At 70.7% G+C, this 13,176-nt stretch carries 13 protein-coding genes; 6 read left to right on the top strand and 7 right to left on the bottom strand.

Features of this window, described 5'->3' with window-relative positions; all coding sequences use genetic code 11:
- Positions 1-3,384: an ALF repeat-containing protein gene (locus OP79_RS58075; RefSeq protein WP_033323608.1), complete on the bottom strand. Its 3,384-nt coding sequence runs from the start codon at positions 3,382-3,384 to the stop codon at positions 1-3.
- 505 nt (positions 3,385-3,889) lie between these two features.
- On the opposite strand from OP79_RS58075, the gene OP79_RS26715 reads away from it, so the two are divergent.
- Complete coding sequence (locus OP79_RS26715; RefSeq protein WP_033323772.1) at positions 3,890-4,423, top strand: hypothetical protein; 534 nt, start codon at positions 3,890-3,892, stop codon at positions 4,421-4,423.
- Positions 4,424-4,471: 48 nt separating this feature from the next.
- Positions 4,472-6,682, top strand: coding sequence for a S1 family peptidase (locus OP79_RS26710; RefSeq protein WP_033323606.1), 2,211 nt, complete (start codon positions 4,472-4,474; stop codon positions 6,680-6,682).
- Between the two features lie 408 nt (positions 6,683-7,090).
- Here the strand turns inward: OP79_RS26710 and OP79_RS26705 are convergent, their stop codons facing one another.
- On the bottom strand, positions 7,091-7,399 hold the full coding sequence (locus tag OP79_RS26705; protein ID WP_051744944.1) for a helix-turn-helix domain-containing protein: 309 nt from the start codon (positions 7,397-7,399) through the stop codon (positions 7,091-7,093).
- Between the two features lie 104 nt (positions 7,400-7,503).
- Positions 7,504-8,046 carry a hypothetical protein gene (locus OP79_RS50565; protein WP_051744943.1) on the bottom strand — a complete coding sequence of 181 codons (543 nt, stop codon included), beginning with the start codon at positions 8,044-8,046 and terminating at the stop codon, positions 7,504-7,506.
- 457 nt (positions 8,047-8,503) lie between these two features.
- Here OP79_RS50565 and OP79_RS55375 point away from each other — a divergent pair, with 457 nt between their 5' ends.
- Together OP79_RS55375 and OP79_RS56075 are read left to right on the top strand one after the other, a co-directional pair.
- Entirely contained in the window at positions 8,504-8,668 is a 165-nt protein-coding gene (locus tag OP79_RS55375) for a hypothetical protein (RefSeq protein ID WP_157857367.1), read from the top strand.
- Positions 8,668-9,588 (top strand): ATP-binding protein, encoded by a 921-nt coding sequence (locus OP79_RS56075; protein WP_169786216.1) that lies wholly within the window; start codon positions 8,668-8,670, stop codon positions 9,586-9,588. Before OP79_RS55375 ends, OP79_RS56075 begins: the two co-directional genes overlap by 1 nt.
- Before the next feature lie 21 nt (positions 9,589-9,609).
- Here the strand turns inward: OP79_RS56075 and OP79_RS26685 are convergent, their stop codons facing one another.
- Positions 9,610-10,266 (bottom strand): DUF6082 family protein, encoded by a 657-nt coding sequence (locus OP79_RS26685; RefSeq protein ID WP_051744942.1) that lies wholly within the window; start codon positions 10,264-10,266, stop codon positions 9,610-9,612.
- On the bottom strand, positions 10,256-10,465 hold the full coding sequence (locus tag OP79_RS26680; RefSeq protein WP_157857366.1) for a hypothetical protein: 210 nt from the start codon (positions 10,463-10,465) through the stop codon (positions 10,256-10,258). The genes OP79_RS26685 and OP79_RS26680 overlap by 11 nt, the downstream gene beginning before the upstream one ends.
- A gap of 73 nt (positions 10,466-10,538) precedes the next feature.
- On the opposite strand from OP79_RS26680, the gene OP79_RS26675 reads away from it, so the two are divergent.
- Positions 10,539-11,411 carry an LLM class flavin-dependent oxidoreductase gene (locus OP79_RS26675; protein ID WP_033323602.1) on the top strand — a complete coding sequence of 291 codons (873 nt, stop codon included), beginning with the start codon at positions 10,539-10,541 and terminating at the stop codon, positions 11,409-11,411.
- Positions 11,412-11,532: 121 nt separating this feature from the next.
- Positions 11,533-12,327: a class I SAM-dependent methyltransferase gene (locus tag OP79_RS26670; protein WP_211270870.1), complete on the top strand. Its 795-nt coding sequence runs from the start codon at positions 11,533-11,535 to the stop codon at positions 12,325-12,327.
- A 9-nt stretch (positions 12,328-12,336) separates the two neighbouring features.
- On the opposite strand, the gene OP79_RS26665 is transcribed toward OP79_RS26670, so the two are convergent.
- Both OP79_RS26665 and OP79_RS26660 read right to left on the bottom strand, forming a co-directional pair.
- Positions 12,337-12,684, bottom strand: a complete 348-nt coding sequence (locus tag OP79_RS26665; RefSeq protein ID WP_033323600.1) for an ArsR/SmtB family transcription factor — start codon at positions 12,682-12,684, stop codon at positions 12,337-12,339.
- A gap of 49 nt (positions 12,685-12,733) precedes the next feature.
- Entirely contained in the window at positions 12,734-13,069 is a 336-nt protein-coding gene (locus tag OP79_RS26660; RefSeq protein ID WP_033323598.1) for a DUF192 domain-containing protein, read from the bottom strand.
- Between the last annotated feature and the right edge of the window lie 107 nt (positions 13,070-13,176).

Here is a 13,176-nt window from a genome sequence, read left to right as displayed (position 1 = left end):
TCAGGCCGCCAGGCCCCAGATGTCGCTGAGGCCCTTCGTGATGCCGGAGACCAGGTCCTCGCCGGTGTCTGTGATCTTGCTGACGACGGGCTTGACGAGGCCGCCGCCGAGCGCCTTGTCGGCGGCGCCGACCCACTTGTAGGCGCCGAAGGTGACCAGACTCAGGCCGGTGCCGGCGGCGGACTCCCAGAAGGCGCCGCTGGTGAAGCCGTGCTCGATGCCCGTGAAGAGGGTGCCGATGGCGCCCGCGCCCGCGGAGACGCCGGCGAAGAAGCCGGCCACGGCGAGGGCCGGCGGGAAGACGAAGGCTGCCAAGGCGCAGCCGGCCGCCAGGAATCCGGCGCCGATGCTGACCACGTTGGCGGCGTCCGCGTAGAACTGGGCGTCGTTCCACCACTCGTCGGCGTCGCCGTCCGCGGTGCCGTTCGGGTTGACCTTGTTGTTCTTGTCGTTGTTGGCCGGGTCCCGCTGGGCGTCGCGGTCCTCCTGGGCCTTGAGAGCGGCCGCCTTGGCCCTCGCGATCTCCTCGGCCCGCTTCTTGTCGGCGGCGATCTGCTTGGCCTGGGCGTACGCGATGGCGGCGGCCTTCGCGTCGGCGGAGGCGGCGAGCTCGGCGGCGCGGGCCGCGGCGGCGGAGCGCTGGGCCTCGGCGGAAGAGGCGAGGGCCGCGCGCGCCGAGTCGACGGCCTTGTTGGCCGAGTAGTTGGCGGAGCGGGCGGCGCCGCGGGCGGTGGCGGCGGCGTTCTTCGCCTTGGTGGCGGAGGCCTGGGCGGCGGCGGCCGACTTGTCGGCGGCGTCGGCGTTGTCCCGCGCCTGCTGGGCGTAGTCGTCGGCCTTGGCGGCAGAGTCGAGCGCCTTGTCCGCCCACTTCTGGGCCTCGGCGGCGGCTTTGCGAGCGTCGGCGGCGGCCTTCGAGGCGAGGGCCGCGTCCTCCTGAGCCTTCTCCGCGATCTTGGCGGCGGCGGCGATGGCCCCGCGGACGGCGGCGACGTGGGTGGCAGTCTCGAAGTCGAGCTGGGCCGTGCGGTACTGGATCACGGTGATGAAGTGGCGCAGCATCCACGCCGGTCCTTCGAGCGCGACCTCCGCGTAGGCCTTGGTGAAGGCGCCCGCGGTGTTGATCAACTCGACGGCCCGGACCTGGTCGTCCTCCTTGATGGCCAGCGGGTAGTGATGGTCGAAGAAGTCGTTGAGGGACTCGGTGGTGTTCTCGTCGAGCGCCTTGTTACCGGCCTCCTTGACGGCCTTGCCGGGATTGTCGCCGAGGATCTTGCTGATGGCGACGCGCAGGTCCTCGTCCGAGGCACGCTTCATGCCGCCGGTGAGGAAGTCGCCGACGGCCTTGGACTCGGTGCTCTCCAGCGCGGCCGCGGCGGCCGCGGCGACCTTCGGACCGGCGATCGTCGCCACGTGGAGGGTGGTCTCGCGGTCGTCCTGCGTCTGGGCGAGGGCCCGGTCGAGGTCGATCCAGGCGTAGACGTCGTCGTCGGAGCCGGCGAGGGCATGCTGGGCGGCCTGCCGGGTGTTGGCCCCGCGGGCGTCGATCAGGGCGACCGCGGCCTGCCTGCCCAGGGTCGCGGCAACCGACATGTCGCCGGAGTACAGGGCCTCTTCCGCCTTGGAGATGAGGTCCTTGGTCCCCTGGGTGGTGCGCTCAGCCATCAGCCGCTTCTCGCGGACGTCGGAGAGCTCGGCCTGCTCGATGGCGGCGAGCTGCTGGGCCTCCTCGATGGCCTGCTGCTTGTCCTGCTCCAGGGTCTGCGCCTCGGCGGCGCGGGCGTTCTTCTCCACCTCGATGGCGTCGCTGACGGCCTGGGTGGCGATGTTGGCGGCCTTCACGGCGGCCTCGGCGTGGGCGGTCGACTTGTTGGCGTAGTCGACGGCCTGACCCGCGTACTTCACGGCCTCCTCAGCGGCGTCCGCGGCCTTGTCGGCGTGGTCGGCGGCGGAGTTGGCGGCGTCGCGGGCGGTGCGGGCCGCCCTGGCGGCGGCGGTCGCCAGTGCCTGGGCGGCGGAGGCGGCGTTGGTGGCGCGGTTGGCGGCGCTGGTGGCGATGGCGGCCTGGCGCTTGGCCTCGTTGGCCTCCGCCTGGGCGGCACCGGCGGAGACGGCGGCCTGGGCTGCGGCGGTCGCGGCGGCGGCCGAGTTGCGGGCGGCGGAGGCGGCGGCCAGGCCGGCGGCCGAGGCCGCGTCGCCGGCGAGGGCCGCCTTGGCGGCAGCGGCGGCGGCGCTGCGGGCCTTCGCGGCGGCGTTGCGGGCGGCCACCGCGGCGTCCTTGGCGCCCTTCGCCATGCCGGCGTCCTTGGACGCGGCGATCGCGGCGTTGTAGGCGCGGGCGGCGGCGTTGCCGGCCTTCGCGGCGGCCTGGGCGGCGCCTGCGGCGGCCCAGGAGGCGCGGTGGGAGGCCTTCACGGCGGCGTTGGAGGCGTTGACGGCGTTGCGGGCGGCGTCGGCCGCGCCCTTCGCCGCACTCGCGGCCTTGCGGGCCGCGGCCCCTGACTTCTGCACGTCGCTCTTGGCGGCGGCGGCCTCGGCGGCAGCCTTCTCGGCGGCCTCCTTGGCCTTGGTGGCGGCGGTCTCGGCGCGGGCCCCGGCCTCGACAGCCAGGTTCGTCTCGCGCTCGGCGCGCTTGCCCTCGCGCTCGACGAGGGCCACCAGCTCCTCGATGGTCGCCGACTCCTGGTCGCGGGCGCGCGCGATGTGCTGGCCGGTCTCCATGAACCACTCGATGTCGTTCGCGGTGCCGCTGAGCGCGCGGTCCGCGTACTTCCGCACCTCCGGGCCGCCGGCCATCAGCATGGCGCTGACCTGGACCCGGGTGTCCTCCAGCCGCGCGTCGTACTGCTCGTCGGCAAGAAAGGCGACGAGGGCCTGCTCGGTGCCGGCGTCGAGGGCGGCGCTGGCCTTGCGCATCACGGCCTTGCCGCCGGTGGACGCGACGATGCTGGTGGCGACCCGGAAGTCCTCCCGCATGGCGGGGGCGAAGCCCTCCGAGAGGAAGCCGGCTATCGCTTCGTCGCCGTTGTCCAGGGCGGCGACGGCCTCGCGGCGCAGGCCCTTGCCCGCACGGTCCAGGCTGCGGACGATCGCGACCCGGTTGTCCTGCACGGTCTGCTGCGGCAGCGTCTCGGCGAGGAAGGTCTCGATCTCGGTGTCGGTCCCGGAGAGGGCCGTGGCGGCAGCGGCCTTGACGCCCTTGCCACCGGTCAGCCACGCGCGGACGGCCTTGGCGCGCTCGGTGTCCGGCAGCAGCACCGGTTCGGGCGCGGCGGCTTCGGCGGCAGTGGCGGTGGCCGGTACCAGGACCGAAGGGGTGGCCGCGACGGCGGTCGCGGCGGCGAGCGCACCGAGCGCGCGGCGTCTGCTCCAGAACGTTTTCTGCATAAGGGGATTTCCTCGCATGAGAAATGGGATGAGTTCCGCCGAAGTCGGGCGGGCAGGATTCGGCATGGATATACGCCACTGAACGACGGCGACCCTATCAACTCGCCACGGTAAAAGTAGAGGCAAAGAACAGCTTTACCGGAAGCGGAATGCAAACCTTCGTTACGGTTTCCTTATGGAGGCTCGTACAACCTTTTACGAGTGTGATGAGCGTCACGATGAGTGGTTCAACTGCCGTCCGTTTTATGGGCGTTGGAGGGGCTGGACAAAGCCGGAGATGCGAGATGGCATAAGGAAGATGAAGCGGCTCCCCGGGCTCGTGGAGGGTCTCTGTCTTCGCGGGGGTGACGCGACGAAACAGTCGTGGACTGGTTATTTCCGCTGCTCGGGAGTGGGGGGTTCCATGCGAATTGCGGACGCCTTCTTGCAGACGCCTTCGCGCCTGTCTTGAGTCACATTACGGGCATCGATCGAAAGTAAATTTAGGAAAGTGATGAAGGCACGCATGACAGTTGCGGCGAAGCCGCAGCGGAAGAGATTCATAGCGCGCACACTGGGCGCGGCGACCGTCGGAGCTCTCGCGTGGGTCGCGCTGGCGGCCGGCGGCCCCGGCGGGTCCCACCCGCAGACCGGCACTGCCACGGTTGTCGCGGACGGCGACCCCGGCTATGCGGTCGAGGACTTCAACTACCCGCAGGCGGACAAGATCCTGACGGAGCAGAACATCGTCCTCAAGCGCGGCGACGGCCACATCACGCTGGCCGACTGCGCGAGCGGCACCGGCCTGATCGAGGTCATGGCCCGCGAGAAGGCGGAGACGATCTGCTTCCGGGTCGTCGGCAACTCGGGCTGGCTGACGCTGGAAATCCCTGCCGTCTACGCCGTCAAGGGCAACGACTACGACACTGAGGTCGACATGACCGTCGGCGCCGAAGAGAAGTCCTTCGACATCATCAAGAACACCTGGACCGCGGTGGGCGAGAGCGCGGACGAACAGGGCCGTGAGCACATGCTCGTGGAGATCAGGACCTCCAAGTAGCGCCCCGCTCCAGCCCGTTGTCCGCTCTGCCTTCAAGGAACTGAACTCATGCGACACACCAGACCCGTGCGCTATGCCGCACTGGCCTCATCCCTGATCGCGGGATCCGTTGCGCTGACCGCCGCGCCCGCCGCCGCGGTGACCGGCCCCGAGGTCGCCTCCGGTGACACCACCCACGCCTACACCGCGCAGCTGATCATCGGTGACCACGCCCGCGGCTGCTCCGGCGTCCTGGTCGACCGGGAGTGGCTGCTCACCGCCGCCAGCTGTTTCGCCGACGACCCGGCCGCCAGTCTCGCGGTGCCCGCCGGCAAGCCGGCGCTGAAGACGACCGCGACCATCGGCCGCTCCGACCTGACCGGCACCGACGGTGCCGTGCGCGAGGTCGTGGAGCTCGTCCCGCGCAGCGACCGCGATGTGGTCCTGGCACGCCTGAACCGACCGGTCACCAACGTCGCCCCCGTCGCCCTGGCCACGACCGCGCCCACCGCGGGCGAGGAGCTGAGGTTCGCCGGGTACGGGCGTACCAAGACCGAGTGGGCGCCGCTGAAGCTGCACACCGGGGCGTTCTCGGTGGACGCGTCCGCCGCCACCACGGCCACGGTCACCGGCAAGGACGGCGCGGCCGCCTGCATGGGTGACACCGGCGGCCCCGTGGTCCGCGTGGCGAACGGCACCCACCAGCTGGCCGCCCTCAACAGCCAGTCCTACCAAGGCGGTTGCTTCGGCATCGACGAGACCGTGACCGACACCGGCGGCATCACCGCCCGCATCGACGACCTGGCCTCCTGGGTGAACTCCAAGGTCGGCGCGAACCGCGTCACCGACTTCAACTGCGACGGCGTCGAGGACATCGCCATCGCCGACCCCGCGGCGAGTGTCGGCGGCGACGCCGGCGCCGGTGTCGTCCGGGTCGTGTACGGCGGCGGCAAGGGCACCGCCGAGATCAACCAGGACCTCGACTGGGTGCCGGGCGGCTCCGAGGCGAGCGACTGGTTCGGCGAGGCCATCGACACCGTCGACTACAACGAGGACGGGTGCACCGATCTGGTTGTCGGCACCCCCGCCGAGGACGCGGGCAGTGTCACGGACGCCGGTTTCGCTGACATCCTGTACGGCGCGGCGGGCGGCCTCGGCACGGGTGCGACGAAGGCCACCCACTTCGAGCAGGGCGCAGGCAACGGCTCCCTGGCCGTCTCGGCCCCCGAGGCGGGCGACCGCATGGGCCACGCCGTCGCCGCCGGTACCAGCGCGGCCGGTGAGCCGTTCGCGGTGATCGGCGTCCCCGGCGAGGGCCTCAGCGGCGCCGCCAAGGCGGGCATGGCCGTGTACGTGCACGGCTCCACCAACATCGTCACCCACCAGGACGCCACGGGCGTGCCGGGTGGCGTGGAGGCGAACGACGGCTTCGGCAGCACCGTCGCGGCCGACGCCAACCACGTCGCCGTCGGCGCTCCCGGTGAGGCCATCGGAGCCAACGCGGACGCCGGCAACCTGGCGGTCTTCAGCCACACGCTGAACTCCGAGGGCCGCCCCACCCCGCGGTTCGGCCTCGACCAGGACCTGGACACGGTCTCCGGCGGCGCCGAGGCCGGTGACGAGTTCGGCAAGTCCCTGGCCCTGGCTCCGTACCGCCCGTCGGGCGCGGCGACCGCCAACGAGTCGATCCTCGCGATCGGTTCGCCGGGTGAGGACTTGACCGTCGACGGCGCCAACCAGGCCGACACGGGCAACGTCCTCACCTTCCGTGTCACCGCCTCGGGCGCGTACAGCCAGCTCAACGGACTCTCGTCGGGCAGCGCCACCGACGACGTGTCCGGCACCTCCGAGGCAGGCGACCGTTTCGGATCGACCCTGACAGCCGTGAACACCGCGCCGCGCACGGTGAGCACCACGGCGACGATGAAACTGGCCGTCGGCGTCCCGAACGAGGCCGTCGGCACGACGGCGAACGCGGGTGCGGTCCAGACCTTCTCGCTCCTGGGCGCGCCCGATGCCAACGACAGGTGGCTGGAGCCGGGCGACGGCGACGGCATCCCCGGCACCCCGGGCGCCAACCAGTACCTGGGCCGCAGCATCCACTTCACCGGCACCCACCTGTACGTCGGCATGCCGTACGGCCCGAGCACCGGCGCCGTGCACGCCCTGCCGATGTCCAACGTGACCGCCGGCGGCGCGGTCGCCGCGGTCACCTCCTACCGGCCCGGCCAGGGCGGCCTCCCCGCCACCGGCACCCGCTTCGGCTACGCGGCGCGGTAACCCACGAGTCCTCCGGGGGCCGGTGCGGACCGGCCCCCGGAGGACCGCGATGTGCGAAACCCGTCGTACGGCGGGTGGTAGAACCGCACTCCTCGCACCCCTTGTCGCCCTCATCCCACGACAACGCCCCATGGCCCTGGCGTGAACCAGGTCCATGGGGCGCTTCGTTATCCAGCCGTACCCGTTGCCGACGGGCTGCCGTTACCCGAGCCGCTACTTCACCGGCAGCTGGAACTGGGAGCGCAGCGCCCCCGTGGGCGGCGACTTCACCGCTGACGGCAAGAGCGACCTGGCGGTTCTGTACAACAGAGGCACGACGGCCGAGGGCCGAATCCGCCACGCCCTGTGGACCTTCACCAGCACCGGCGACTCTGTGAGCACACCCCGTGCGCGCTTTTGGGGCGCTGCTCAGGCAGCGTGCCCCTCGAAGCGGAACTCGGGACTGGTGCGCGGGTCGATTCGTGCGCCCGACTCGAGTGCGGTTGCCAGTTGCTCGAGGAGCTCGGGAGTCGGATCGACCCCGCTCTCTTCGATGGACTCGATGTCCTCCTCGGACATCCCGGCCCGGCGCGCCAGCTCAGCCGTGCTCCAGCCCAGGGCCGAGCGCCGGTCGTAGACCGCCTGGGCGAAGTCCATCCGCCGCCCCGCGGCGCGGTAGGCGGGGTCTTCGCGGTGCTCGGGCGGGACCTTCCACCTGGTGTGGTATCCGCTGCTCATCAGGCTCCTCACTCCTCCTGTAGACGCCGTGCTCGCCCGCCGGGACATGGACGGAGCGAGCGCGAAGGCTGCCGCAGGCCGCATCGTCGGTGACCGACGGAGTCTCAGATGTAATCGAAGTACCGGTCGTGCCAGTCCGACTTTCCCAGCTCGTCGTCGTCCTCGGCCTCGGCCTCGCCTGCGGCTATGAGCACCGCCGCCAGCTTCACGTCCTCTGCCGCCAACATGGCCGATGGCCCGTCGTACGGCTCACGGAGCAGTTCGGTCGGGACGAAGGTGCACCTCATGGCCGTACAGACGCCGTCGAGCCACGTCACGAACTCCTCGGGCGGGCATGCCTCGCCGCTGGGGACACCCTCACCGATTCTCATTGATGCGGTGACGAAGTAGTTGCCGAAGTTGCTCATCGCGACACCCATGGGCAGGCCGATGCCCGATGCGTCCACTGGGACCTCGATGACACCGTAGAAACTGGCGTCCTGGCCCAGGCCACTTGAGCAAGACGGCCCGAAACGTTCCTCAAGAGCGCTTACCAGCCGGGCGAAACAGTTCCGCGAGGTCTCCAGGTCGAAGTCCGCGGGGCGTTCCAAGTGGCGGGGATCGTCGTGTTCCAGTAGGAGTGCCCGGATCCGGTCCTTCGGGAGCATGTCGTGCCCTTTCATCAGTTCTTGTGCGGGGAAAGGTGGTGGGCCCGTTGCACTTCATCAGTCGACCGGTCGGGCCGGATTCGATCACGCGCCGAAGCCGTCATCTGGAGCGTCGGTTGCCGGGGGGTGTGCACTCGTGGCTTGTAATCCAATGGCCGGCACCCTTCAGGAGGGGCGCGGAGTCGGCCTCGGTCCGGAAGGTGAAGGTGACGCCTGTCGCCTCGGCCTGCAGGGCGAGCTGTCCGGGTGGTTGGTGGAGTGTCACGGGAGTCAGGCGGCAACCGATTGCGTCGAGCTCCGCCGTAACTTGATCGTGGGTGAGGTGCCCGGCGAATGTGGCGAGTGTCGTCGTTCCCGGGACGGGAAGCTCGATGGCATCGCGCCAAGTCTGCGCGCTGATCAGCGTGATGCGGCGGCAGTGACAGACGCGGAACTCGGCGTCTCCATAGGAGAACAGATGGGGCCAACGCCGCCGCTTGCTCACCCGGCCGATGTCCCACGGCGGTACGAGCGCGACGAGAAGGCCCGGATCCAGCGGCTGCGCCGCGACACCCTCTGGTGCGCCACGTATGGCATCGACCTCGATACCCGAGACATCCACAGTCGGCTGGAGGTGGCGTAGTGGACGACGGCAACCACCGATGCGTACGACTCCTGCCCTGGACCGGCACCGACGGCAAGCACTGCTACCTGCTCGGCGACGGCGCGGCGAGCGGAGTGCTGTCACGGCACGCGGACCACGTCGAGGCCGTACAACTCGGGTTCGCGGGCAAGCTGCAGGGCCTGGGCCTGCTCGTCCTCCCCGGCGGCGATCTCGCCTCGGCCGGAGCTGCCCGCCGCTACGTCCGGGGCGTAGCCCGGTCTTGGGAGTTGCTCCCGGAAGCGGTGGACACTCTGGAGGCCATCACCGGTGAACTCGCCGCGAACGCACTGGAACACGGCCACAGTCAGTCCGTCACCGTGGCCCTGTCTCTTGCCGCCGGGACTGTCACCGTCAGCCTGACCGATGAGGGAACGGGCCATGTGTTCGTACTGGGGATGGCAGGGCCGGAGCAGGAGTCGGGACGCGGGCTGCTGATCGTCGATGCGCTGGCCACCCGTTGGGGGCAGCGGCAGACTGGCGGTCGCTTCACTGTGTGGGCCGAGGTCGACGTAAGGCACGATCCCGCGCACGGAGGCGTTCACGTGCGATTTCCGGGAGGAACTGTGAATCACACCCGCTGGAGACTGGCGCGCGAACGCAAAGCTGCCGAGGGATACACCGAGCCCCCGGAGGTCGTCGCCGAGCGTGAGCAGATCCGGTTGGCGCATGACCTGGGGCAGCTCGTGTACGACCGGCGTACCGCCTTGGGGCTCTCGCAGGCCGTGTTGGGTGAGCGCCTCGGGATGACCGCCGACGACGTAGAGGCGGTCGAACTGGGCGGGCTGCCCGTCACCGCCGACCTCCTCGTCAGGCTCGCGGTGGCACTCGAAGTCACAGTGGACGTCCGCGTGGTGTCCGACGGGCACAACACCGTGGCGTTCGGCGAACGGGCCGCGTAGCGGCCCGCGTTGGGGTTGGGATCACTCGGTCTCGGAGTCGGGACCCGTCGCCGCCACATACCGCTCATCCACCAGCTGATGAAAGCGGCGAGCGCGCCGCGTGCTCGCCGCATCCCGCCGCGCCATGCGGGAAGCCGCCCAGAACCTACGCGCCGGGACCGTAGAGAAGATGCTGTCGGCGCCCTGCCGCAAGTGCCCCTCGCTCAGCGCACCAAGCTCGAACATCATCTCCCAGTGGGAGACGACGAGGTTCAGGTAGAGATGCTGGCGCCGGGACTCCTCGGAGGCGTTCCCGTCCAGCCTGCCCCAGCACGCCATCAGGGACGGGTCCGTCATCGCCATCCGCATCAGTTCGGTGTGGGCGGTGCGCATGCCCTGTTCGCGGTTGGCCTTGCTCTCCCGGGCCTGGAACACGAGCGAGGCGCCCACACCCGCGAGCGCGAGCCCGGCGATCAACGCCGAGACCGCCCCGTACGCCTGGGCCACATTGCCGACGCGCTGCCAGTCGCTGTCGGAGCCGTCGGGGCCGTAGGCGCGTAGGGCAAAGGGGGAGAGGAGGACGAGGGCGGCGGAGGCGGCTATCGCCAGGACCGAGAGGGCGATACGGACGGCGGGCGTGCTCAACGCGCGGCGGCGTCCGTTCGCGGGGCGGTCGGGGGCGCCGGAGTCACTGCTCATGGCCCGTGTCCCTCCCGGCTCGGGCGGCCAGCAGCGGTGCGGTCACCCGGTGGTGGAAGGAGAGCAGCTCCTCACCGTCGGCGAGGAGCTGCTCGATGTCCCGGCGGCAGGCTCCGATCAGTTCGCGACCGGTGTGGCGTACCGCGCCGTCGAGGTCTCCCTCAGGCGTGTACCGCAACTCGTGGGGTGGGGGCGGCAACGGGGCGATTGCGCCACGTGGGCACGACGTAAAAGCAGTTGTTCGTACCGGGACCTCAGGTTAGGAAGGGCACATGACTGCTCTCGGTGCCGTGTTCCGCCCCCAACTGCCGCCCGAAAAGCTGCGAGACGTGGCCCGTACCGCCGATGCGGCAGGGCTCGAAGAGCTGTGGCTGTGGGAGGACTGTTTCCTGGAGGGCGGGGTCTCCACCGCGTCCGCCGCGCTCGCCTGGACCGAGCGGCTGCGGGTCGGGATCGGGCTGCTGCCCGTGCCCCTGCGGAACGTCGCCGTCACTGCCATGGAGACCGCCACCCTCGACCGTCTGTTCCCCGGTCGCTTCACGCTGACCGTCGGGCACGGGGTGCAGGACTGGATGGGGCAGGTCGGTGCGCGGGCCGAGTCGCCGGTCACGTTGCTGCGCGAGTACCTCGACGCGCTACGGGCCCTGTTGCGCGGCGAGCGCGTCACCACCGACGGGCGGTACGTGAAGCTGGACGACGTCGCGCTCGACTGGCCCCCGCCCGCCGCGCCCGCGGTCCTGGCCGGCGTCACCGGCCCCCGTTCGCTGCGCCTTTCCGGTGAGGCGGCCGACGGTACGTTGCTCACCGCCTCCACCCCGCCCGACGGTGTACGGAAGGCTCGCCAACTCATCGACGAGGGGCGGAAGTCGGTCACTCGCACCGACCCCCATCGCATCGTCGTCTACCTCCTCACCGCCACCGGACCGGACGCCGTCGCCCGTCTCAAGGCTGAACAAACCGCCGAGGGCGAGGACAAGATCCCTGGCCTCGGAGCCGCCGGCGACGCCGACACGGTCGCCAAGGCCGTACAACGCCTGGCCGACGCCGGAGCCGACACCGTGATCCTCCAGCCCACCGCCGACGAACCGGACCCCGAGGGCTTCGTCCGCTTCGCGGCGGAGGAGGTACGGCCACTCGTTCCGTAGGAACACCTGGGGCAGCGGCGAACCGTGACGCGGATGATCCCCGTCGCCCGTGACAGGGGGCGGGCCGTGGCCGGGAAAATCCACTCGCGAGCCGGGGCGACTCGCTGCCACGATCAGCTCCATGAGCCAGTCATCCCAGGCACCCACTACCTTCGAAGCGCCCACCACCTTCGAAGAACTCGTCGCCGAAGCCGAAGCCGCCCCCACGGAGGGCTGGGACTTCTCGTGGTTCGACGGCCGGGCCACGGAGGCCCGGCCGTCGTGGGGATACGCACGGGCGATGGGGGAGCGGCTGGCGAAGGCCGAAGCCGCGCTCGACATCCAGACCGGCGGTGGCGAAGTCCTCAACTCGGCGGACCGGCTCCCGCCCCTCACCGTCGCCACCGAGGGCTGGCCACCGAATGTCGCCAAGGCCACCGCCCTCCTCCACCCGCGTGGCGCGGTCGTCGTCGCGTCACCGGAGGACGCCCCGCTGCCGTTTGCGGACGAGGCGTTCGACCTGGTCGTGAGTCGGCACCCGGTGCAGGCGCAGTGGACCGAGATCGCCCGCGTCCTCAGGCCCGGCGGCACGTACTTCGCCCAGCACGTGGGTCCCAGCAGTGCGTACGAGGTCGTCGAGTACTTCCTCGGCCCTCAGCCGGAGGCTGCCCGCAACGCCCGCCACCCCGACCACGAACGCGCCGGGGCCGAGGCAGCCGGGCTCGAGATCGTCGACCTGCGGGCGGAACGGCTGCGGATGGAGTTCTACGACATCGGCGCGGTCGTGCACTTCCTGCGCAAGGTGGTGTGGATGGTCCCCGGCTTCACCGTCGACCAGTACCGGGACCGGCTGCGTGAGCTGCACGAACGGATCGAGGCGGAAGGCCCGTTCGTGGCCCACAGCGCCCGCCACCTCATCGAGGCCCGCAAACCGTGAACCGGGGGCTCAGGCCTCGTCCCGCAAGCCCAGCCGCAAGTGCTCCACGTGATGCAGCGCCTGCTCCAGCAGCTCCGCGACATGGTTGTCGTACAGCGCGTACACGATCGACCGCCCGCGCCGCTCACCCGTGACGAGTCCGAGGTTCCGCAGCAGCCGGAGCTGATGCGAGCAGGCGGACTGCTCGAGCCCCGCCGCCTCCGCGAGCTCGCCGACCGCGCACGGCCCCTCCTGCAGGCGGGCCAGTATGCGCAGCCGCGAGGGCGTGGCCAGGGCCTGGAGCGTGGCGGCGACGTCCACGGCGCCGACGGCGTCCAGACGTTCGCGGGTGCTCTTCTCATCGACTCCATGGCCCATGACGCCATCGTATCGACGCGGCCGGACCGGTAGCCGTCATCGGTAGCCGTCAGAAGTTCCGTACGGTGACCCGCACTCCGGGGCGTAGGCCCCAGCGCTCCATCGTCCCGGCTTCTGCCTCCAGTACGTGCCGGGCCCGGAACCTGGGCAGCCCGACCCGGCCCGGACGCATCGTCCGCACCGCCAGGACCCGTAACGTCCGGTCCAGGTAGGCCACGTCGATCGCGAACCGCATCCTCACCGTGTGCACCGCGCTCGCCGGAGTCAGGAGCAGCGCGCCCTCGATCCCGTCTCGCCCGAGCAGCCCGCGGCGCCTGGTCCGGGCCGACTCGGCGAGCTCCAGCGGGATGGGCTCCGGTGTCTCAGGGGTGGTGAGGGTGGCCATGGCTGTGAAGGTAGCGACGGCGTCAAGCGGGCGTGGGTGGTTGGGTCACTCTTGTGGAGTACGCCGGGAACATGCCACCGAAGGTCCCACAAGCAGTCAGAAACCGC

Source organism: Streptomyces yerevanensis (assembly GCF_000716805.1).
GTDB classification, from domain to species: Bacteria; Actinomycetota; Actinomycetes; order Streptomycetales; family Streptomycetaceae; genus Streptomyces; species Streptomyces flaveus.
The sequence above is the reverse complement of the archived record's forward strand: the minus strand, read 5'-3'. Positions and strand labels throughout refer to the sequence as shown.